The organism is Streptomyces sp. NBC_00385 (genome assembly GCF_035917155.1).
Classification (GTDB): Bacteria; Actinomycetota; Actinomycetes; order Streptomycetales; family Streptomycetaceae; genus Streptomyces; species Streptomyces poriferorum.
This window is the reverse complement of record NZ_CP107951.1, coordinates 7805300-7825801: the sequence shown is the minus strand read 5'-3', so window position 1 is coordinate 7825801 and position 20502 is coordinate 7805300. Positions and strand designations below refer to the sequence as shown.

17 protein-coding genes and 1 pseudogene are annotated in these 20502 nt (G+C 70.2%); 5 read left to right on the top strand and 13 right to left on the bottom strand.

Annotation, left to right across the window (positions count from 1 at the left end):
* Positions 1 to 174: 174 nt before the first annotated feature.
* The 7 genes from OG959_RS34930 to OG959_RS34900 all read right to left on the bottom strand — a co-directional run bounded on the left by OG959_RS34930 (position 175) and on the right by OG959_RS34900 (position 7475).
* Entirely contained in the window at positions 175 to 966 is a 792-nt protein-coding gene (locus OG959_RS34930; RefSeq protein ID WP_326664945.1) for a PhzF family phenazine biosynthesis protein, read from the bottom strand.
* A complete protein-coding gene (locus OG959_RS34925) occupies positions 947 to 2068 on the bottom strand; it encodes a fatty acid desaturase (RefSeq protein ID WP_326664943.1) in 1122 nt (373 codons plus the stop codon). Before OG959_RS34925 ends, OG959_RS34930 begins: the two co-directional genes overlap by 20 nt.
* Complete coding sequence (locus tag OG959_RS34920) at positions 2061 to 2768, bottom strand: TenA family transcriptional regulator (RefSeq protein ID WP_326664941.1); 708 nt, start codon at positions 2766 to 2768, stop codon at positions 2061 to 2063. The genes OG959_RS34925 and OG959_RS34920 overlap by 8 nt, the downstream gene beginning before the upstream one ends.
* Positions 2769 to 2791: 23 nt before the next feature.
* Positions 2792 to 3649: an aspartyl/asparaginyl beta-hydroxylase domain-containing protein gene (locus OG959_RS34915; protein WP_326664939.1), complete on the bottom strand. Its 858-nt coding sequence runs from the start codon at positions 3647 to 3649 to the stop codon at positions 2792 to 2794.
* Positions 3649 to 4536 carry a chlorinating enzyme gene (locus OG959_RS34910; RefSeq protein ID WP_326664938.1) on the bottom strand — a complete coding sequence of 296 codons (888 nt, stop codon included), beginning with the start codon at positions 4534 to 4536 and terminating at the stop codon, positions 3649 to 3651. The genes OG959_RS34915 and OG959_RS34910 overlap by 1 nt, the downstream gene beginning before the upstream one ends.
* Positions 4526 to 7198, bottom strand: coding sequence for a non-ribosomal peptide synthetase (locus OG959_RS34905; protein WP_326664936.1), 2673 nt, complete (start codon positions 7196 to 7198; stop codon positions 4526 to 4528). The genes OG959_RS34910 and OG959_RS34905 overlap by 11 nt, the downstream gene beginning before the upstream one ends.
* 64 nt (positions 7199 to 7262) lie before the next feature.
* A complete protein-coding gene (locus OG959_RS34900) occupies positions 7263 to 7475 on the bottom strand; it encodes an MbtH family protein (RefSeq protein ID WP_326664934.1) in 213 nt (70 codons plus the stop codon).
* A 414-nt stretch (positions 7476 to 7889) separates the two neighbouring features.
* Here OG959_RS34900 and OG959_RS34895 point away from each other — a divergent pair, with 414 nt between their 5' ends.
* Positions 7890 to 8534 carry a DUF2461 family protein gene (locus OG959_RS34895; RefSeq protein ID WP_326664932.1) on the top strand — a complete coding sequence of 215 codons (645 nt, stop codon included), beginning with the start codon at positions 7890 to 7892 and terminating at the stop codon, positions 8532 to 8534.
* A 1339-nt stretch (positions 8535 to 9873) separates the two neighbouring features.
* On the opposite strand, the gene OG959_RS34890 is transcribed toward OG959_RS34895, so the two are convergent.
* Positions 9874 to 10008, bottom strand: a complete 135-nt coding sequence (locus OG959_RS34890; RefSeq protein ID WP_326664930.1) for a hypothetical protein — start codon at positions 10006 to 10008, stop codon at positions 9874 to 9876.
* Positions 10009 to 10074: 66 nt separating this feature from the next.
* Between OG959_RS34890 and OG959_RS34885 the strand changes: the two genes are divergently transcribed.
* From OG959_RS34885 to OG959_RS34875, 3 genes are all read left to right on the top strand, one after another.
* Entirely contained in the window at positions 10075 to 10692 is a 618-nt protein-coding gene (locus OG959_RS34885; protein ID WP_326664928.1) for a hypothetical protein, read from the top strand.
* Positions 10693 to 10936: 244 nt separating this feature from the next.
* Positions 10937 to 12253, top strand: a complete 1317-nt coding sequence (locus OG959_RS34880) for a cation:proton antiporter (protein ID WP_326664927.1) — start codon at positions 10937 to 10939, stop codon at positions 12251 to 12253.
* 436 nt (positions 12254 to 12689) lie between these two features.
* Entirely contained in the window at positions 12690 to 13223 is a 534-nt protein-coding gene (locus OG959_RS34875; protein WP_326664926.1) for an EF-hand domain-containing protein, read from the top strand.
* A 135-nt stretch (positions 13224 to 13358) separates the two neighbouring features.
* Here the strand turns inward: OG959_RS34875 and OG959_RS34870 are convergent, their stop codons facing one another.
* Genes OG959_RS34870 through OG959_RS34855 form a run of 4 tightly spaced genes read right to left on the bottom strand, consistent with a single transcriptional unit; the run spans position 13359 to position 17639 of the window.
* On the bottom strand, positions 13359 to 14360 hold the full coding sequence (locus tag OG959_RS34870; RefSeq protein ID WP_326664924.1) for a class I SAM-dependent methyltransferase: 1002 nt from the start codon (positions 14358 to 14360) through the stop codon (positions 13359 to 13361).
* Complete coding sequence (locus OG959_RS34865; RefSeq protein WP_326664922.1) at positions 14357 to 15463, bottom strand: NAD(P)-dependent alcohol dehydrogenase; 1107 nt, start codon at positions 15461 to 15463, stop codon at positions 14357 to 14359. Before OG959_RS34865 ends, OG959_RS34870 begins: the two co-directional genes overlap by 4 nt.
* The gene (locus OG959_RS34860) at positions 15460 to 16875 is read right to left on the bottom strand and encodes an aldehyde dehydrogenase family protein (protein WP_326664920.1); all 1416 of its coding nucleotides are present in this window, start codon (positions 16873 to 16875) and stop codon (positions 15460 to 15462) included. Before OG959_RS34860 ends, OG959_RS34865 begins: the two co-directional genes overlap by 4 nt.
* 8 nt (positions 16876 to 16883) lie before the next feature.
* Complete coding sequence (locus OG959_RS34855) at positions 16884 to 17639, bottom strand: (5-formylfuran-3-yl)methyl phosphate synthase (protein WP_326664918.1); 756 nt, start codon at positions 17637 to 17639, stop codon at positions 16884 to 16886.
* 273 nt (positions 17640 to 17912) lie between these two features.
* Here OG959_RS34855 and OG959_RS34850 point away from each other — a divergent pair.
* A pseudogene (locus tag OG959_RS34850) lies at positions 17913 to 18515 on the top strand (IS5 family transposase).
* A 217-nt stretch (positions 18516 to 18732) separates the two neighbouring features.
* Here OG959_RS34850 and selB read toward each other — a convergent pair.
* The gene (gene selB, locus OG959_RS34845) at positions 18733 to 20502 is read right to left on the bottom strand and encodes a selenocysteine-specific translation elongation factor (RefSeq protein ID WP_326664916.1); all 1770 of its coding nucleotides are present in this window, start codon (positions 20500 to 20502) and stop codon (positions 18733 to 18735) included.

Genomic DNA, 20502 nt, shown 5'->3' with positions numbered 1-20502 from the left:
TCGATGGACAATTCCGCAGCACGGAAAAGGGACTTCCACGCCGGCCGGGCAAGTCAACAACAAAGGCGGTCGGCCAACAAGCGGCGGTGAACGGGCCGAGCCATGAGGCGAGTGGTTCCGGCCTGATGTCCGGGATCGCGGGCCGGAATCCACCGGCGGCACACCCGGCAGGGCTCACCACAGGTCGAGCAGGCGCCTCCGGACGACCGCGGGGCCTGCCACATGGACCCGGTCCCCGGCGAGGGCCACCGAGAGGCGGCCGCCGCGTTCGGACAGTTGCAGAGCCGACATCGTCTCCTTGCCGAGGCGCCGGGCCCAGTACGGCGCCAGCTTGCAGTGCGCCGACACACATACCTGGTCCTCGTCGACCCCGAGGGCCGGGAAGAACGTGCGGGACACGAAGTCCACGCCGTCCTTCCCGCCGCGGGCCGTCACCACGTGCCCGCGGCAGTCGATCGCCGCGAGCGCCTCGAAGTCGGGTTTCAGACCGGCGACCTCGTCCACCGACCCGACCTCGACGAGGATGTCGTCCTCGGCCCGCTCGCACGACGTCAGCTGCACCCCGAGCGCCTCCTGGAGACCGGGGGGCGGCGCTACGGGCGCGGTGTGCATCACCGGCAGGTCGATGGCGAACTCGTCGCCTGTGCGGTGGGTGTAGAGCGGTCCCGCCCCGGTCTCGAAGACCAGCGGGAGACCGTCGTCCACCCCGCCCACCTCGTGCAGGTAGCAGGCGCTCGCCACGGTGGCGTGACCGCAGATGTTGAGCTCCTTGCCCGGTGTGAACCACCGCACCCGGTAGTGCCCCTCCGCCAGGGGATGCAGGAAGGCCAGGGTCGGCAGCCCCGCCGAACGGGCGGCCTCCTGCATCCGCCCGGCCGGGGGAAGACCGTCGGGGCAGAGCACCACGCCGGCCGGGTTTCCCCGGAACTCGGCGTCGGCGAAGGCGTCAACCAACCAGGTCTCCATCACGGGGCACCTCGCTCATCGTCCGGAACATGCGGTCCACGGCCTGGAACATGCCCCACACCTCGGTGTACGGAGGCCCGTGTTCACCGCTGTCGATGTCGCGCCGGCGCGCGTAGGCCGCGGTGGTCCAGGAGTCGGTCGTCGGATAGCGGTGGTGGTAGTCGTGGTTCGGCAGGTCACCCACGATGACCATGAGCCTGCTGGGCAGGTGGTAGAAGAGGGTGCTCAGCACCCAGCCGGCCCACGCGGCCGAGGCCCGCCCGGGCGGCAGGCCCCGCCCGGGCACCGGCGAGCCGCAGAACCGGGCCGAGGTCGCGGGCACCGTGTAGAAGCGGTTGTCGTAGTCGGGGTTGGCGGGGGTCAGCCACGCGTGTTCGCCGAGGCGGTCGAGGAGCGCGCTGATCTGCGAGAAGAAGATCACCGGCAGCACGAAGGCGAGCAGCAGCACCGAGGTGCCGTGCGGCAGCCAGAAGGGCAGGGAGAGCCAGAACCCCGTCCAGAGGACGAAGCCGGCCCGCCGCCAGGTTCCGGTCACCAGGTTGGAACGCAACCGCCCGCCGACGGTGACGGCGTAGAAGCGCGGCGAGACGACGACGACGAGCGCCCTGCGCCACAGTCGGCCCCGTGTCATCGACGGCAGGAACCCGAACCGGAAGAGGAACTGCACCGGCGGATCCTGCACGGTGGCGAAGACCGACCGCCGGTGGTGGTTGTCGAAGTGCTCCTCCTTGAACTCCTGGAACGTGTTGTAGATGTTCAGCACGGTGACCAGTTCGCCGAAGAACCGGTCCCACGCCTGGTTCCCGGAGAACTTGCGGTGCAGGGCCTGGTGCGCGATGACCAGGATCATCGTGCGGGCGCCCTGCAGCGTCAGGACCCAGCCCGCCACCAGCGCGAGCCCCCACAGGTCGAACCGTGCCGACACGGCGGCCGAGGACAGGGCGAGCCCGCCGAGGAAGGTCACCAGGGTGACCGCGGTGTAGCTCGCCCAGGTGTGCCGGATCAGGGGCTTCTGGTGGGGCAGCGCCACTCCCGTCGCCCAGGTCCAGAAGTTCTGGGTCCACCCCGGGAACCGCAGGTACGACGCGCGCACGTCACTCATCGCGGCGCCTGTCCGACGGAGCCGCCACACCCGTCTCCACGCTCAGGCGGTCGAAGAAGGCCGTCCAGCAGTCCCACATCTCCTCCGCCGCCTTCAGCACGGTCAGCTCGTCCTCCGGGGAGAAACCGTCGAGCAGCGCGTGGTTGGCCTCCTCGACGTGCTCGGGCTCCTGGGCGACATGGATCTCCACCCACGCGTTCCGGGCGGTGCCCGACTCCCGGGTGACGGCCTCTCCGATGCTGGACACCATCAGCAGGTCCGTCACCTCGGTCGCGAAAATGCCGCCGAGGGCACCGAACCGCTCGCCGGAGAGCCGCTCGTAGCAGGCGATCAGGTCGGCGGTCTCCGGGAAGGGCGCGGATCCGGTGACCTTCTCCCGGTCGTAGCCGGCCTTCTCCATGCTGCGTGCGTAGATCACCTCGTGGGCGCCGCGGGCCGAGCCTGCTCCGGCCTCCTGGCTGAGGATGCGGGTGATGGCGCTCTTGGACTCGATGTCGGGCAGCACCGATACGCAGCGTGCCAGGAAGGTCGTGAAGTAGTGCAGCGGGTGCCACCACTGGCCCAGGTAGGTCTCCACCTGCTCGTGGGTCAGCGTCGTGGAGTGGACCTGCTTGAAGAAGTCGTGGTCGGCGAAGCGCGCGTGCACCCCGTTGTCGGCCAGCCGGCCGGCCAAGGAGGTGACAGTGCTTTCGGTCGTCATGATGAGCCTCCGTCGGGGGGGGTCTACGCGGAACGTTCCATCAGGAAGAAGCGCTGTTCCTCCTGGATCTTCGAGCGCACCTCGGCGTCGGGACACCGGCGTCCGATCTCCGTCAGCGTGCGCCAGACGAAGTCGTCACCGCCGTCCCTGCGGTAGTGCTTCTTGATGACAAGGCCGAAGACGTCGCGGTAGTTCTCGAGATCGACGACGTCGCCCAGCCGGTACAGCGCCTCGAGTTCGTCGTCCGTCACCGAGGGCCGCTTGCTGATCCGGTCCTCCGGGATCCGGCCGGTGGGCTCCAGCGGGAACTTCACGACGTCCGCCGCGGCGGCGGCGTCCGTGAAGTCGAGGATCAGATGGGTGCGGCTCCGGGGCGTCAGGGCGGCCGCTCCGTGCACCTTCGACGCATCGAAGAACCAGACGTCGCCGACGGCCATGCGGTACACCACGTTGTCCTCGGTGAACAGGGCGCCCTCGTTGGTGTCCAGCGGGATGTGCATGCGGTGGGCGTTGCGCGCACCCTCCGGGATCTCGTCGAGCTCCAGCAGGTCGCGGTGCGGGATGGTGACGCTGTTGGTCATCTCGGCGATGCGCGCGAAGTTCAGGTTCTCCAGGTGGAAGTTGCGCTCCACCACCTGCCTCAGGTACGGCAGTTGCTCGCCGAAGGCGGTGACCGATGACTTCCGCGAGTGGTCGTAGTTGGTGATCAGCCCGTCGCCGCCCTCACCGCCGGTGGCGAACAGCATCAGGCTCTTCCAGAGACCTCCGCAGAGGTAGTCGCTGTAGGCCTCGGAGAAGCGGAAGGTGGCCGCCCGCGCGAGATCCTCGGCGACCGCCGCGGAATCCATCTCGACTCGTCCGGCCAGCTGTGTGTCGACCATCAGGCACTCCTCGGACGCGTGGTGAACGGTTCGTCCCAGGCGTTGGTCGTCCTCATGGTGTTGAGGCCTTGGTCGTCCTGCCCCGAGAGGAGGACGCAGCCGTGCCGGGACAGATCGAAGTGGTGGCCGAATTCGTCGAACTCGGTCATGCCGCCGTAGACCCGGACCGTGGGCGGGACCACCCGGACCGAGAAGCCCATCCGCTGCCGGCGGCTGCTGTTGGGGTTGGAACCGTGGATGCAGCGCGCTGTGAAGAGCACCACCTCGCCGGGGGCCATCTCGTGGTGGACGGCCTCCTCCTGGTCGGGGTCCCAGTCCTTGTCCGTCCGCAGTTCCCCGTAGTCGTAGCCGAAGAAGGTGTTGTCCTTCCCGGTTCCGTTCCAGGTGATCGGCGCGGTCTCGTCGTACTTCCAGGAGCGGTGGCTGCCCGGAATCATCTTCAGGCAGCCGTTCTCCTTGGTCGCCTCGGTGAACGCCACCCAGGCGGTGAGTTCCATGGGAACTCCCTCGGTGCGCACACCGGGCTCCAGCATCCCCTTCTCGGCCTCGCCGATGGCGTAGGTCTCGACCTGGTGCCAGCCGGTTCCGGAGTCGCCGGGGTTCTTGGGGAAGAACTCGGTGCGCCAGCACAGCACATCGGGTCCGATGACACTCTGCATCCGTTCCACGATGGCGGGTTCGCTGATCAGCGTCCTGAGGCCGGGAACGTCCAGGTGCCGGTCGTAGTTGACCGGGTTGTCGAAGACGGCCCGGCTCTTGTTCGCGGGGTCGAGCAGATAGGCTCGCTGCTCCTTCCACCACGCCGTCATGACGTCGGGGTCCCACAGTTTGAAGGGCCCCATGAAGCCCTTTTCGTCGAACTGGCGGCGTTCTGCCTCAAGATCCATCGCTGTCGTTCTCCTTCCCGATGTTTTCCAGAACCGTGTCGATCGCCTCGGCGAGCACGGTGACGTGCGGCGCGGCGAGGATGCCGGTGTGATCGCCCGGCACCTCGTGCACGCGCACGGTGCCGCCGACGACTCCACGCAGCCCGGCCTCCAGCCGAGCGCGCGTCCCGGGCCCGGTGGCCCCGGCCTGGAACAGGTCCGCGTCGCCCGCGTACGGACGTGCGGTGTGCGCCGCCAGCGCTCCCATGCTCTGGCGGGCCATCGCCAGGCTGCGGCGCAGGTGAACGGCCTTGACGCCGGCAGCGGGAGCTCCGCCCATCAGCCCGACCCAGTCCCGGTCGGAGGAGAACTCCGCGATGTCGACCGAGTCCTCTCCGTCCGCGGCGCGCCGGTCGACTTCATCGAGCACCTGGCCGAGCAGCGCCTCGTACGGCGTGTCGGCCGGTGCGACCCCGCTCAGCGGGTCGAGCACCGGGTTGGCGTCGATCAGGCCGAGGAAGGCCACGTCCTGGCCCGACTCCCGCAACAGCGTGGCCACTTCGAGCGCGAGCACCCCACCGAAGGACCAACCGGCCAGCAGGTACGGCCCCTCGGGCTGTACGACCCGCAGCTGCTCGCAGTGGGCGCGGGCCATCTCCGCGAGGGAGGGCTCATGGCCCGGCTCGGCCGGCCCCGCCGCCCAGCGGACGCCGAGCACCCGCACCGGTGACTCCATGCGCCGGGCCAGCTCCCGGTAGGTGAGCAGTTCACCGCCGAGCGGGTGGAAGAGGTAGAGCACGTTGCCCGCGGATCCGGGCTTGAGCGTGATGAGTTCGGACGCCGGCCTGCGCGCCGGTGAGGTCGCGGGCTCGATCGCCAGGAACTCGGCGAGCTCCTCGACGGTGGTGTTCCGCAGGATCACCGAGAGCTCGACCTCCCGGCCGGCCAGTTGGCTGAGTTCGGTGACCACCCAGGCGGCGAGCAGCGAGTCGCCACCGACGTCGAAGAAGTCCTCGTCGCGCTCGAACTCGTCGTGGCCGAGGACTCGTTGCCATACGGCGGCCACCGCGTCGGCGATCGTGTCACCGTCCGGCTCCGTCTCACCCGGGTCCGCGGACCCGGGCAGCAGCACCTCGGCCAGCTTCGCGCGGTCCGCCTTGCCCGTGGAGCTCAGCGGCATGGCGTCGATGAAGGCGAACCGCGCCGGCACCATGTATCCGGGCAGCGACTGCTTCAGCGAGGCGGAGAGCCGGGAGACCGACGGCGGTGCTCCCTCCTCCGCCACCACATAGGCGACCAGCGCGCTGATCCCGTCGGCGAGCGTGCGCACCCCGACCGCCGCCTCCCGTACACCCGGGCAGCGGGACAGGGCGAGTTCCACCTCGGCGGGTTCGATCCGGTAGCCGCGGACCTTCATCTGGTCGTCGGCCCGGCCGAGGAAGTGCAGCAGGCCGCCGCTGTCCAGCTGCGCGAGGTCACCGGTGCGGTACATCCGGGCGCCGGGTTCGGGGCTGAAGGGGTCCGGCAGGAATCGGTCGGCGGTCTGGGCGGCCGCGTTCAGGTAGCCGCGTGCGAGGGCCGCGCCCCCGACGTGGATCTCACCGGGCTCGCCCGGTGCGACCGGGGTGAGGTCGGAACCGAGCAGGTAGACGTCGGCCTCGTCGACGTTCCGCCCGATCGGCGGCGTCCGTGGCCAGGTCCTGCGGTCCTCATCCAGGGTGAGGCTGGTGACCAGGTGGGTCTCGGTGGGGCCGTAGTGGTTGTCGAGGCGGCAGTGCGGCAGCGCGCCGAAGAACTCGGCGATCGCGTCCGTGATCACCAGCCTTTCCCCGGCGGTCACCACCTGCCTGAGCGAACTGGGCACCCGGCCCGTACGCCGTGCGGCCTGGGCCAGTTGGCTGAGCGCCACGTACGGGAGGAAGACCCGCTCGATGCCCTCCTTCTCAAGGACGGCGAGGAGTTGTCCGGGGTCGCGCCTGGCCTCCTCGGACACCAGGCACAGATGTCCGCCCGTGCCGAGCGTGCCGAGCACCTCCTGGAAGGTGACGTCGAAGCCGGTCGAGGTGAAACTCACTGTCGACAGGCCCGCCGGACCGTCGGCCGCCTGCCAGCGGATCAGACGGTTCAGCCCCCGGTGCGTCATGGCCACGCCCTTGGGCCGCCCGGTGGATCCCGACGTGCTCATGACGTACGCCAGATTGTCCGGGTTCAGGGCCGCCGCGGGCTTCGGATCTCCGGTCGGCGCCGGGCCCGCCAGGTCACGCGGGTGCGCGATCCGGCTGATCCGGCGGCTCACCTCCGTGGGTGTCTCCCGGTCGGTGAGCAGCACCGGCGCGCCGAGGTCCTCGAGGATCGCGGCGAACCGCTCGGGCGGGCAGGAGTCGTCGATCGGCGCGTAGACGCCGCCCGCCTCCAGGATCGCCAGCATCGTGACGACGAGGTCGGGCGATCGCTCCAGCCTGACGGCCACCGGGACCTCAGGCCCCACGCCCCACTCCCGCAGCGCGGCGGCGAGGCTTTCCCACCTCTCGAGGAGTTCCCGGTAGGTCACCCGTGAACCGGCGCCATCCGTCAGGGCGACCGCGTCCGGTCGGGCCAGTGCGCTCTCGCGCACCAGGGAGTGCACGAACGCGCCGGTGTCCCGCACGGCGCTCGGCTTGTGCGAAGAACTTGTCTGTTCCATGCGAAGAACTCCGACCGCTGTCGTCTATTCGATGCCGGAAATACTCACCGTGAGATGAAGGAATTCAGGGATTCCCGTTCTCGGCCGCAGCCATGGCGGCGCGCAGACTCGCCGGGCGCATATCGGTCCAGAGCTCTCCGATCCGGCTCAGGCAGTTCTCCTTGCCGGCGGGCCCTTCCACCGATTCCCAGCCCGCCGGCACCGGCTTGTCGCTGCGCCAGATCGAATACTGCTCCTCATGGTTGCGGACGACGAAATAGAGCTCGTCCTGACTCATGTGCGACACATCCTCGCTCACGGTTCCTCCAGTGCCTGGGCGCCTGCGAACGGATAGCGGGCCGTACTTCGGCACGCCGTGACGGCGCGAGCCGTCATTCTCGGTGTGCGGGCGGAACAGCGGATACCTCACGTACCCGGGTAGGAAATCCCGGACCGTCTCCGCGGTATCGGCCGGGTACATCGGACAATCGAGGTCCCGCTCATGTAAAGAAGGTGTTCAACCGGAGAATGTCCTCAGTCGAACAGGACCCGGGACGGACATCCGGAACACACCGACAAATGGTTACCCGGCCACCGGGTAAACATCAAGGCACCGCTTTCCTTGAGCGGAAATCACCCGGCGGACCGCCGGCCCCGGGCCGGACACGGTCCGGTGACGGCCTCACCGCGGGCCGGCCATTAGGCTCCCAGGATGAGCGGATCCTTCAACGGATGGACGGAACGGGCGTTTGAAGTGCTGCTGCGCCTGGAGGGAGATCCCCCGCGCGAGGTACGCGAGGCGCTCCGCAAGGAGAGGGAACTGCTCGTGCGGCAGCCCATGATCGCGCTCCTGAACGACGTGGCCGACGCCGTCCCCTCCCTCGACGACTTCTCCGTCTGGGGTTTCCGCCAGGAGTCCTGGTGGTGGCGGCATCAGGGCGCGGTGATCCGGACCGCCCGCCAGGTAGAGATCGGGCTCCGCTTCGACCTCGACGGCCTGCACCTCAAGGCCGGCTGGCACTACCCGGACCCGGGGCAGGTCCCACGCTACCGGGCGGCGGTCGCCGCAGCGGGCAGCGGCGTCCGGCTGGCCGAGCTGGTGGAGACCCTGCGGACCCGGGGATACGACGTCACCGGCGACCTCATGAAACGCATGCCACACGGCCTGCCCGCCGACCATCCCCGCGCCTGTCTGCTGCGGCACCGCTCGCTGCTGGCCGCTCGACCGCTCGCCGGGGACGACGTCGTGCTCACCCGTGCGACCGTCGACCATGTGATCGAAGCGGCGAACGAGCTGGCTCCCCTGCTCTCCTGGCTCGGCCACCATGTGGCGGCATCGGCCGGCGCACACACCTGACGCCTGTCCGGATGCCGATGCTCGCGCCGGCCGGAGCCGTTCGCCAACGGAAGGTGAGAACGCTTCGCCTGCGGCAGCTCTGCGGCGCAGGTCAGTGGGTACTCGCCGGTCGAGGCCGGTGCCGCGGAGCCGCCCGCGCGGGGCCCCGTTGCTCACAACAGCCGTCCACGGACACGGCATTCTTCCGAACCGGACCGGCCGACGGCATCACCCGCCCCGCCCAGTTGATCCACCGGCCATGTGTGCCGGAGTCGGTGCCCGCCCGGTACGACAGCCGGGGCGAAGAGCCGAGGAGGGGACACGGGATGCCAAGTTTCGCGCAGAGTAACGGAATCAACGGACCGAGGACAGCCAGGGGCGGCTCTGCTCCCTCACTTCCGCACCGGCGACCGACCCTTCTCGGCGCCGCCGCTGGGAGATAGGAACGGCGTCGTCAATCACCGCCTCGCGGTACGGCACGCAGCGGCCTGTGCGGACGACCACCAGAACTCCGGGCGGGCGAAGCCGGGTTCGGCAGCGTCCTCGGCGTCGGGCGAGCGCGTGGTGCGGGGCGCGCGGACCGTGACCCGACAGCGCCCCCGGGGATCAACGGCGGCCCGGCCGTCCGCCGGTGACGACCGGCATCGCGGCCCATACCGGCCGGAGCGTCGAGCGGACCGGCTTCGTCAGGAGGGGGTCCGCCAACAGAGCTCGCCGGCAGTCAGGTTGAGAGGACGAGCGCGCCTCACCCAACGGCACCGGGCCCCGCGCTTCGCGACACCGAGGCCGTCACGCGATCAGCGGCCACTCCGAAGAAGCTCACTCCGAGTACTGGCAGAAAACCTTACCAACTCGTCGCGCGGACGTCGTTATTGAGGGCACCGTTGCAGCCCCTAGTGAGCCTTGTTACTCTCGATCCGCTTCGACCGCCTGTCTTCATCCCCCCACCATCAGACTGGGCGTTCGTCTCACTTCCCCGGCTCCGCACGGCACTTATCGTGTCACCGAGCACCATTGCTTCCTTTGGTGTTCCCTTTTCTGATCAGCGCGCGCCCTGTGGTTGCCAGTATCGAAACCCCCACCGATACACGACTGACGGAACGGACCGTAGATGTTCAATGCGTACGCCGCGTCCTCTCAGCGCAGCTCCCCGCTCGAAGAAGGCACCACCGGCCGACTGGAGTTGACCCGCTCCGCTCCACCGGAGGCGAAGACTCCGCAGACGGGCACCGTCGAACTCGTTCCCACGAGTGTCCTCCTGCCCGCCGACTCCCCCCGGACGGCAGGCCTGGACGAGGACCATGTCCGAGCACTCGCCGATGTTCTGGAGAGTCTCCCACCGCTGCTGGTGGACCGGAATTCACTTCGGGTCATCGACGGAATGCACCGGCTCCTGGCCGCGCGCCTCAAAGGAATCGGGCACGTTCGCGTGCAGTTCTACGAAGGCGATTCCGACCAGGCTTTCCTGCATTCCGTCCGGCTCAACGTCCAGCACGGTATGCCCCTGACGAGAGCTGACCGGCGAGCGGCCGCGGAGCGCATTTTCCGTACGCATCCGCAATTGTCCGACCGAGCCATCGCAGCGATCGCCGGACTCGCCACCAAGACGGTGGCAGGTCTGCGGCTGAAGATGGTCGACTGTTCCGCATCCGACGTACGGGTCGGCCAGGACGGCAGGCGCCGGCCGGTGAACAACGCGGACGGCCGACTGGCGGCGAGCCAGGTCATAGCCCTCCGTCCGGAGGCCTCGCTGCGTCAGATCGCCCGTGAGGCGGGCATCTCGGTCGGCACGGCGCACGACGTCCGGGAGCGGATCAGGCAGGGCAAGGACCCGCTGCCCGACAGCGTGCGCGAGAGGGCACTCGGGACAGCACCCGCCGCGCCGGCCGACCCGCCCGCTCCGGCCCCGCGCGCCACCGGCCGTACGGTCGCCCAGGACAGGGAGGAGGTGCAGGAGGTGCTCCAGCGGCTGCGCCAGGACCCGTCCCTGCGCTACACCGAGTCCGGCAGGTCGCTGCTGCGCTGGCTCGGCACCAGCACGGTGATCCCGGCCGAACTCCCGGTTCCGCTGAAGCAGATGCCCGCCCACTGCGCCGTGAGCGTAAGCCGGCTGGCCCGATCCTGCGCCGCGGCCTGGCTGGAGCTCGCCCTCCGTCTGGAGAGCGGCAACTCCCGCTGACGCGCGAGGGCGGCACCTGCCTCGGCGCCGCCCGGCGGCGGATCCGGCCGACCGGATCCGTGTGCCCACCCGGCGGCCATCCTGTGACGCGAGGTCACGACCCACCCGAAGCCCGGCTCCGCTCCCGGGGGACCCCGTCGCGCCCAGCAGGTCCGCCTCTCCGAAAAGCCGCGCCCCATTGATCGACCACGTCTCTCTTCCCGGTGGGCACCGACCGCCGGCCGACCGGTTCGGGTGGACGCTCATGACCGCTTCGCAGACGGTGTACCTCCTCCTCGACATGGCGCTGATCCTCGGTCTGGCTCGCGCGATGGGAGCCCTGGCCCGCCGATTCGGCCAGCCCGCGGTCATCGGCGAGATCCTCGCCGGTGTGATGCTGGGACCCACCCTCCTGGGCGAGGAGCTCTCCGGGCTGTTCTTCCCGGACGACATCCGGTTCCTGCTCAGCGCGCTCGCCGCAGTGGGTGTCGCGCTCTTCATGTTCCTCGTCGGCATGGAACTGAACCTCGGCCTGCTCCGCGGCACGGGGCGGGCCACGCTCTGGACGTCCCTGTGCTCGACACTGCTGCCGCTCGGGCTCGGCGCCGCGCTGGCCTGGCCGTTGATGTCCTCGCACCACGAGGGCGACCCAGTCGGATTCGTCCTGTTCTTCGCGGTGGCCATGGCCGTGACGGCCTTCCCCGTACTGGCCCGGATCATCGCCGACCGCGGACTCGCGGCGACCAGGCTCGGGACGACCGCGCTGGCCTGCGCGGCGATCGCGGACCTGATGGCCTGGGCGCTGCTCGCCGTGGTCGTCGCCGTCGCCACCGGCGGGCAGATGCAGTGGCGGCTGGCGCTGCTGATCCCCTATGTCGTGCTGATGGTCACCGTCGTACGTCCCCTGCTCCGCAGGGCGAGCGCGCTGGGTCCGCCGGAACCCGGTGGGCCCGCGGTGAGCCGGAACTTCGTGGCTCTGGTCCTGGGTGGGCTGCTGCTCTCGGCGGCCTGCACGGAGTGGCTGGGCATGCACTACATCTTCGGAGCCTTCCTGTTCGGCGCCGTGATGCCGCGCGGCACGGCCGGAAAGCTGCACGGCGGTGTACTGGACCGGATCGAGCCCCTGTGCGGACTGCTCCTTCTGCCCGTGTACTTCGTGCTGTCCGGGCTCAAGGTAGACCTGTCCCGGCTCAGCGTGTCGGACCTCGGCGAACTCGCCGCGATCATGGCCGTGGCGATCGGCGGCAAGTTTCTCGGTGCCTACGCCGGCGCACGGATGGGCGGTCTCGACGGCCGCCGGTCGGCGGCCCTCGGCGCCCTGCTGAACACCCGTGGGCTCACCGAGCTGGTGGTCCTCGGTGTGGGCCTGGAGATCGGCGCGCTGGACAACCGGCTCTACTCGCTGATGGTGGTGATGGCGGTGACCACCACCGCGCTCACCGGCCCCCTGCTCAGCTTCATCCTTCCCCAGCCGTCCGCCGGTCCTCCCTGGATCACGACCGAAGCCGGTCCGGGAGCCGATCCGGCGCAGCAGGACGCCGAGGCCACGGCACACATGCCGCCCCGGCACGGCTCACGCTGACGGTGCACCCCTGCCCGGGGACCGGCTCCTGGGTGGACACCCGCTTCTCCGATTCGAGCACGCAGGTTACGGAGAAATCGCGGCCGCCCCGGGCGGTCTCGCTCAGCCCAGAAAGCTCAACCGCACCTGCCGGACCGCATTGTCGACGTTGGTGTCCACCAGACTCCGTTAAAGCAACCCAGGCTATCCGGTTGCTGCGCACACCGGGCCCGTCTTCTGTGGCCATCCTCTCGGGATGGCAGGGTGTCACGCAGAATTGCACCTCGCCCGGATCCCGCAGGCCGGGCCTGCCCGTACGAACTGGTTGTCGGCGAACTCACTCCTTCTGGTAGCGGCGGTCTCCCCACCGTCACGCCTCTCCCGCTGCGCGGTTACGTAGGAGCACTCATTGAGCCGAGTCCGGGGATCGACGGACCGCAGGAGACAGGTGACGGACATGCGAACTGAGGCCACCAAGAGGGTCGAGCTGATCTTCTCCCTCTTCGACGCCAACGGCAACGGAGTCCTCGACTCCGACGACTTCGACCTCATGACGGGACGTGTTCTGGAAGCGGCGGTCGCATCGGACGACGACGCCAAGAAGGCCATCCGGGCCGCGTTCCGTCGTTACTGGACCACGCTGGCCACGGAGCTGGACGCCAACGGCGACGGTGTGATCTCCGTCGACGAGTTCCGTCCGTTCGTGCTCGATCCCGAGCGCTTCGGCCCCACGATCGCCGAGTTCGCCGAGGCACTCGCTGTACTCGGCGACCCTGACGGGGACGGCCTGATCGAGCGCCCGCTCTTCGTATCGCTGATGACGGCGATCGGCTTCGCGGAGGCGAACATCCACGCGCTGTTCGACGCCTTCGGCCCGGACGCCGAGGACCGCATCACCGTGACCACGTGGGCCAGGGGCATCGAGGACTATTACGCGCCGGACATGGGCGGAATTCCGGCTGACCAGCTGGTGACTGCCCGGGCCGTCTGACACGGCCCGGACCTGGGCGTTCCGTGGCGGCGCGAGCCGTCCCGGAACGCCGCCGGTCAGCACGCCCCGGCTCGCCCCCACGCGCGCGGGCGCCGGCCCCCGTGCGGTCACGGCGGTGCCCGGCCCGTGCGGACGTCATCCTGAGCTGACGTCAGGGCCGGGCTTGTGCGCGAAGACCCACCGGTTCCCCTCCAACGCGTCGTTCGGCTCGGGAAGGGGACCACGTCCCAGCAGGCGGGTGAAGTCGAAAGGCGTGTGCATCGAGGTGGACCACCCCTTGGCCGCCAGATGACCCGCGGAGTCGGGGCGCGGCCCCCTGTCGAAGAGGTCGAGCAGATCGATGCCGATCTGTTCCCGCGTCGCCGTGTAGATCGGGCTGTCGCGGTACGCCAGCAGGTCCTTCTCCAGCTTGGCCTCGAATGCCAGGGCGCTGCCCCCGGTGGTGAGCCGGTCCACCGTGTCGATGAGGTACGTCTCGGCGGGGCCCGGCAGGTAGAAGAGCAGTCCTTCGGCCAGCCAGACGCTCGGGGCGGCCGGGTCGAAGCCGACAGAGGTCAGCGCGGTGACCCAGTCGGCGCGCAGGTCGACCGGTACCGGGACCCGCTTCGTCTTCGGTGCGGCCGACAGGTCCGTAAGCACCTGTTGCTTGAAGGCCAGCACGCCCTCCCTGTCGATCTCGAAGACGACGCAGTCGGCCGGCAGGTCCAGCCGGAAGGCGCGCGTGTCCAATCCCGCACCCAGCAGGACCACTTGGCGGACGCCCGTACCGACCGACCGGTGGAGGAATTCGTCGAGGACTCTGGTCCGCAGACCGAAGTAGCGGGCGAACCTCCCCCACAACGGGTTGTCGTCCCCGTCCGGGACCTGTTGGATGCTCACCGGCCAGTCCGTGCACGCGGGGGCAGCGCGCACGAAGTGCTCCGCGTAGACGTCCCGGGCCAGGCTGTCGTGGCGGTGGGTCTCGATCGCCCGCGCGGCGGCGACCAGGAGAGCGGTCAGTCCCACGCCCGCGTCCACGCCTTCCGCGCCGGTCCGCCGCGTCGCCGTTGTGGTCGTCTCCCCTTCTGTGAGAGCGAAGAACGTGGAAGGGTCGCTGGTGGGATGGCGAGGGTCTCCGGTGGTGGACGTTTCACTCATCGGTCTCTTCTTTCCGGCAGCAGGACGGGCTTGATCACGCGTCCGGCGTCACAGTCGCGTTCGGCCTTGTTGATGTCGGCCAATGGGTAAGTGCGGATCAGTTGGTCGAAGGGGAAGCGGCCGTCCTGCCACAGACCGATCAGCCGGGGTATCAGCAGTTCGGGTACGGCGTCCCCCTCGCAGATGTGCCGGATGCTGCGGCCCCCGTCGAGCGTGCCCGGTTCGAGCGGCAGGGCGGTGTGAAGGCGTGCCACGAGGCCAAGGGTGCCGGTGGGGCGCAGCGCGCGGATCGCGTCGTTGATAAGCGGGGCGGAGGCCGTGGTGTCCAAGGCGTACTGCGCGCCGCCGTCGGTGTGCCGTCGGATGCGCTCGGCCAGTCCGGCCGTCACGGCAGGCAGCGGGACCGCTCCGAACCGCTCGGCCAGGTCCAGACGCCCCGGATGCCGGTCGACGGCCACGGTCCGTACGCCGGCGGCGCCGGCCGCCATCACCGCGGCCAGCCCCACCGCTCCCGCGCCGAGTACGACGAGGGTGTCACCAGGACCGGCCCGGAAGGTGTTCAGCACGGCTCCGGCGCCGGTGAGGGCGCCGCAGCCGAGCGGACCTAGCAGTTCGAGCGGCAGGGCGGGGTCGACCCGGACGGCGTTGCGCGCCGGGACGAGGGCGTATTCGGCGAAGGAGGACTGGCCGAACCACCGGAAAGCCAGCGCTCCTCCGGCGGTGTCGGTGAGCCGGGAGGCGTCCTCCTCGCGTCCCCCGAAGAGGTTGAGTGAGGCGAAGGAGTCGCAGTAGGCGGGGGCGGCGCCGCGGCAGTTCCGGCAGCCTCCGCAGGAATCGAAGCTCAGCACGACGTGGTCACCGACGCCGATCGCGCTGTCCGGGCCATCGCCCGACGCCACCACGACTCCGGCACCCTCGTGGCCGAGGACCGCCGGCAGCGGGGTGCGGCCGGCTGATCGCCGGACCGCGAGATCGGTCCGACACATTCCGCATCCCGCGATCTCGACGAGGATCTCACCGGCGGCCGGGCCGGTCCTCAGGACGACTTCCTCGATCGCGAACGGGGTCTCGTACGAGCGCAGTACCGCGGCTCGGAACCTCATCGCTCTTCCTCCTGCGGCCGGTGCACGACGAACGGACGGAGGTTGGCGTAGAGACCCCACGGTCCACCCGCGACACCGACCCCGCTGTCCTTGACGCCTGCGAAGGGCTGGGCGAGGGAGAGTTCGGCGTGGTGGTTGATCCAGGCCGTGCCGCATTCGAGCCGGTCGGCTGTCGCCGCCGCCCGGTCGAGATCGGTACCCCACACGGAGCCGCCCAGCCCGAAGCCGGTGCCGTTGGCCGCTTCGACGGCTTCGTCGAGATTTCGGTACGGCAGCACCGGCAGGACCGGTCCGAACTGTTCCTCGGTCACCACCGGGTCGTCGGGAGGGACGTCCGTGAGGATCGTGGGAGCGAAGAAGTAGCCCGGTCCGTCGAGCCGGTGACCGCCGGTCGCCGCCCGGGCTCCGGCCTCCAGGGCCCGTTGCGTGACCCGCTCGACCCGGGCCAGCTGGGAGGCGTTGTTGACCGGCCCGAGCCGGGTGGCCGGGTCCAGGCCGGGTCCGACGACGACGGACTTCGCGCGGTGGGCGAGGGCCTCGACCACCTCGGCGTGGAGCCGGGCCGGTGCGTAGACGCGTTTGACCGCCATGCAGACCTGCCCGCAGTTGCGGAAGGCGGCCCAGAACAGCCGGTCCGCGATCCGGTCCACATCGACGTCGTCCAGGAGGACGGCCGCGTCGTTGCCGCCCAGTTCCAGGGTGACACGGGCGAGGGATGCCGCCGCAGCTGCGGCGACGGCCCGCCCGGTCGGCACCGAGCCGGTGAAGGTGACGTGGCGGATACCCGGGTGGGAGACGAGGTGGGCACCGAGGGGTTCCCGGCCGGTGACGACGGTCAAGACGTCCTCGGGCAGGGCTGTGGCGAGAACGTCACCGAGCAGCCGGGTGGCGAGGGGGGTGTACGGGGACGGTTTGAGGACCACGGTGTTGCCGGCCGCGAGTGCGGGCGCGAACTTCGCCGACGCGAGCTGGAGGGGGAAGTTCCACGGCACGACCGCGGCAACGGGTCCGAGAGGGCGCCAGCGGATCTCGCTGTGTACGGGTCGGCCGTCGTCGATCCGGCGGGTGCGGGGAGCCAGATCGGCGTAGTACCGCAGCCGGGCCGCCGTACGGGCGACCTCGGCGTACGACTCGGCCAGGGGCTTGCCCTGTTCCCGGGTGAGCAGCGGAGCGAGGTCGTCTCCGGCAGCCTCCACGGCGTCGGCGGCGGCGTTCAGCCCAGTGGTGCGGGCGGCCGGGTCGGCGCGCCATCCGGTCCAGGCGCGCCGCGCCCGGTCGATCGCGCCGTCCAGCTCGTCCGGCTGCTGGTCGGGGGTCTCGTCGAAGGTCTCCCCGGTGGCCGGGTCGATGACAGTGAGGTGTGGGGCACGGTGTCGGTGTCCGGGGGCACGGCCGGCATCCGGTGTCGGCATCCCGGTGGTCAGTTCAGGGCCGGAACGTCGGCGGCGTACTCCCCGGCCTGCCGGTCCATCTCCGCCCGGAAGGCGGCCACGAGGTGCGGCTGGATCCGTCCGGCATTGCGGTCACCGCCCGAGCAGACCGCTCCCCGCACGCCCACGATGTCCGTGCCGATACGGGTCAGCGGACCGAGGTCGGCCTGCTTGACGCTGCCCGCGAGGGCGGCGAGCAGACCGGACGCGTGGGCGCGGCGGACGAACTCAGCGCAGACTTCCGGCGGAACGTGGTCGAACAGCCGCGTCCCGTCCTTGATCGCGGTGTCCAGCATCGCCGCGTCGGCACCGGCGCGGGCTGCGATGTCGGGCAGGGCGAGCGGATTGACGCAGCCGACGCGGTGGGCGTCGGCGTAGCCCGAGGCGACGACGAGCGCGTCCGGTCGGTGTTCCTTCACCGCCCTGACAACCGCCTGCATGACCTCGACGCCCTGCTCGGGAGTCGTGCATCCGTACAGGCCCACCTTGATGTACGTGGCGCCGGAGACGGCCGCTCCGAGCGCGGCCTGCGCCACGGTGCCCGGCTTGTACGGCACGTCGCCCACGGTGGCGGAAACCGGTTTGTCCGCCGGTACCGCGTCGCGGATCTCCCGGATGACCCAAGGGAAGTTGGCGCCGAGAGAGCCCTCATCGGGCTTCTTGACGTCGACGATGTCGAGGTGCTCCGCCGCCTTCGCGCAGGCGAGCGCTTCCTCGACGCCGTCCGGGGAGATGAGAAGCAACACCGTGAACTCCTTCCGCCGCGAGTCCGCCCGGCCGGGGGACGGGGAACTGCGGATCACCTGGTTCATGTGCGGTGTGCTCATCATTTCCATTGCCCGCGCGCACCGGTAGGGCGTGCGGAGTCCCCGGAGCGGCGCGTGTACGCACGCGCATGACTCCGTGTGCACCGGCGCGAAACAGAGCCTGTTGAGCCGTGCTGGAACCAACCGCACCCATGGGCGCGCCCCTGCGCACTTAGACCGTGTCCTATGTGGGTTTGGCTCGTTGGGTCGGTCATGGGGCGGGGTACGTGGAGTTGGATTGTTCCGGACGGGCTGTGGGAGATCGCCGAACCGCTGATCCCGCCGTCGAAGGTGCGGCCGCAGGGCGGCGGGACGCAGGACACGCCTGATGAGACGCTGTTCGCCGCGATCATCTACGTCCTGGTCAGTGGATGCGCCTGGCGGGCCCTGCCACCGTGCTTCGGGATATCGAAGTCGACAGCCCACCGCAGGTTCCTGATCTGGTCAAGAGCCAGTGTCTGGGGACGGCTCCACGAGGAGATCTTGCACCGCTTGGACGACGCCGGCCTGCTCGACCTCTCCCGGTCCGCGCTCGACTCCGCTCGCGTGCGGGCCAAGAGGGGGCGAACTCACAGGTCCGAGCCCCGTGGACCGAGGCAAGCCGGGCTCCAAGATGCACGTCCTGTCGGACGCGAACGGACTGCCCCTCCTCGTCGGCCTCTCAGCGGCGAACACCCACGACAGCCTCGCTCCTGGCTCACCGGCTACCGCCGCCTCAACCACCGATACGAACGCCACCCCCGCAACTACCTGGCCTTCCTCGGACTCGCCGCCACGCTCTGCTACTACAAACGACTCGCTCGACTCACCACATAGGACACGGTCTTAAAGGCGTCGGCCGGAATGACCAAGGAGTACAAGCAGTCCCAGCCACCGCCCCGACGCGAAGTGGGACCGCGACGATGCCATGGGACCGCGACGATGCCTACAACTTCGCCCTTACCAGGAACGGCGGGCTCATCGGCATGTGCTCGACATACCGCGGCGCCGAACCCCAAGGCTGACGACATGGGGTAGCGGCTGCACCCTGCCGTCACGCCGACCGCCTCTGGTGCGTGCACCGGCGGCGCTTGTCAGGAAGCACCTGGGTGATGCCCTGACCGTCACAGTGCTCCAGCAGGGGAACGGTGACGCGTCGGCTGGTGTCCAGGGCGCGACTCGCCGTTCCCACGGTGAACGGTTGGTCGAGTTCGCTCAGCCGGTCGGCCGCCAGTCGGAGCGCGTCCGGCAGCAGCACCACGTGCTCCGCGAGCCGCAGTACCGCTCCGTGGCGCACCGCCGCGGCGAGCTCACGGCGGCCGAAGCCGAGTTCCAGGAGCCGCTGGGCGTTGGGGGCGGCGAAGGGCCGCCCGTCGAGTTCAGCGGTGAGCCGGCGTACCGCGTCCGCCACAGGGGCAGGCTGTGCCGTGGGCCCGGCGGTCACGCGCCCGCGGCTCATCCGCAGGGGCGGCGTGACCAGTGCCTCAACGAGGGAGACCGCCGGCAGCCCCAGACGATGTCGGGCGGCCTCCACCGGTATGCCGTCCTCGGTGGGCCGCTCGGAGAGGTACGCCGCCACCAGTTCGGCCAGCCGGGCGCGCAGGGTGGTCCAGTGTGCAGGGTCGGCGAGCCAGTCCCCCACGACAGGCGCGGTGTGGACTGCCACCCCCATCGCGGTCAACTGCCCCCGCCTGACCAGAAGTCGGCGCCCCAGCTCGGCGGCCTCGGCCGGTGCGCCGTGGGCGTCGACCAGCTCGGCGGCCCGCCGTGCCGCCGCGCCGCGGCGCCGCAGTTCCGGTGGCTGGGGGTCGAGCACCGTAAGACCGGCGAGCACCCGTCGCAGGCCGGGATGGCGCAGCACCGCGCGGTCGCCGATGCGCAGCGGCAGTGGTTCCGGCAGGGTCAGGCGGACGATGTCCGGACCGAGCGGCCGTACGCGCACGGGCACCGCCGCCGAGCCGATGTGAGCGACAGCGGTGCGGGGCAGTTCTGCGGCAGGTGTTCCGCCGTGTACGCGCACGTCGCAACTCAGGCAGGGGAGGAAACTGTCGGGTGTGAGGAGGGCGTCACCACGGCCCGTCGACTCCTTGTCAAGGCCTCGGAGGTTGACGGCGACGCGGGCGGTGGCCCGCACCAGGGTGGTCTCCTCGCCGAGGGCCTGCAGCCCTCTGACGCGCACGGGGCTGCCGGAGCGTGCGGTCACCAGGACGTCGCCCCTGCGGATCCGCCCCGCCCCGAGGGTGCCGGTGACCACCAGCCCGCTGCCGCGCACGGTGAAGGACCGGTCGATCCACAGCCGCACCGGGGATTCGGCGTCCCCGTCCGGAAGCCGCGCGACCAGCCGGTCGAGGGCGGCGCGCAGCTCGGCGATTCCCGCGCCGGTGCGGGCGCTGACGGCCGCGGCCTCGACGCTGCCGAGAGTGCTGGACCGGATCCGGTCCCGTGCCTGCACCGTGGCCGGACCGGGGTCGGCCATGTCGCAGCGGGTGATGACGAGCAGTCCGTGCCGTACGCCGAGGGCGTCCACGGCGGCGAGGTGTTCGGCGGACTGGGGCTTCCAGCCCTCGTCGGCGGCGACGACGAACAACACCGCGGGCACGGGTCCCACGCCGGCCAGCATGGTGGGCACGAACCTCTCGTGTCCCGGGACGTCGACGAACGCCAGCCGTTCGCCCGATGGCAGATCCGTCCATGCGAAGCCCAGGTCGATGGTCAGGCCACGGCGCCGCTCCTCCGCCAGCCGGTCGGGGTGGGTGCCGGTCAGCGCGTGGATCAGTGTGCTTTTGCCGTGGTCGACATGCCCGGCCGTCGCGATGACCCGCAT

What these genes read in the sequence shown, in the direction of transcription:
- OG959_RS34930 (WP_326664945.1), bottom strand. Translation starts at nt 966, where the DNA reads ATGGAGACCTGGTTGGTTGACGCCTTCGCCGACGCCGAGTTCCGGGGA.
- OG959_RS34925 (WP_326664943.1), bottom strand. Translation starts at nt 2,068, where the DNA reads ATGAGTGACGTGCGCGCGTCGTACCTGCGGTTCCCGGGGTGGACCCAG.
- OG959_RS34920 (WP_326664941.1), bottom strand. Translation starts at nt 2,768, where the DNA reads ATGACGACCGAAAGCACTGTCACCTCCTTGGCCGGCCGGCTGGCCGAC.
- OG959_RS34915 (WP_326664939.1), bottom strand. Translation starts at nt 3,649, where the DNA reads ATGGTCGACACACAGCTGGCCGGACGAGTCGAGATGGATTCCGCGGCG.
- OG959_RS34910 (WP_326664938.1), bottom strand. Translation starts at nt 4,536, where the DNA reads ATGGATCTTGAGGCAGAACGCCGCCAGTTCGACGAAAAGGGCTTCATG.
- OG959_RS34905 (WP_326664936.1), bottom strand. Translation starts at nt 7,198, where the DNA reads ATGGAACAGACAAGTTCTTCGCACAAGCCGAGCGCCGTGCGGGACACC.
- OG959_RS34900 (WP_326664934.1), bottom strand. Translation starts at nt 7,475, where the DNA reads ATGAGTCAGGACGAGCTCTATTTCGTCGTCCGCAACCATGAGGAGCAG.
- OG959_RS34895 (WP_326664932.1), top strand. Translation starts at nt 7,890, where the DNA reads ATGAGCGGATCCTTCAACGGATGGACGGAACGGGCGTTTGAAGTGCTG.
- OG959_RS34880 (WP_326664927.1), top strand. Translation starts at nt 10,937, where the DNA reads ATGACCGCTTCGCAGACGGTGTACCTCCTCCTCGACATGGCGCTGATC.
- OG959_RS34875 (WP_326664926.1), top strand. Translation starts at nt 12,690, where the DNA reads ATGCGAACTGAGGCCACCAAGAGGGTCGAGCTGATCTTCTCCCTCTTC.
- OG959_RS34870 (WP_326664924.1), bottom strand. Translation starts at nt 14,360, where the DNA reads ATGAGTGAAACGTCCACCACCGGAGACCCTCGCCATCCCACCAGCGAC.
- OG959_RS34865 (WP_326664922.1), bottom strand. Translation starts at nt 15,463, where the DNA reads ATGAGGTTCCGAGCCGCGGTACTGCGCTCGTACGAGACCCCGTTCGCG.
- OG959_RS34860 (WP_326664920.1), bottom strand. Translation starts at nt 16,875, where the DNA reads ATGCCGACACCGGATGCCGGCCGTGCCCCCGGACACCGACACCGTGCC.
- selB (WP_326664916.1), bottom strand. Translation starts at nt 20,502, where the DNA reads ATGCGGGTCATCGCGACGGCCGGGCATGTCGACCACGGCAAAAGCACA.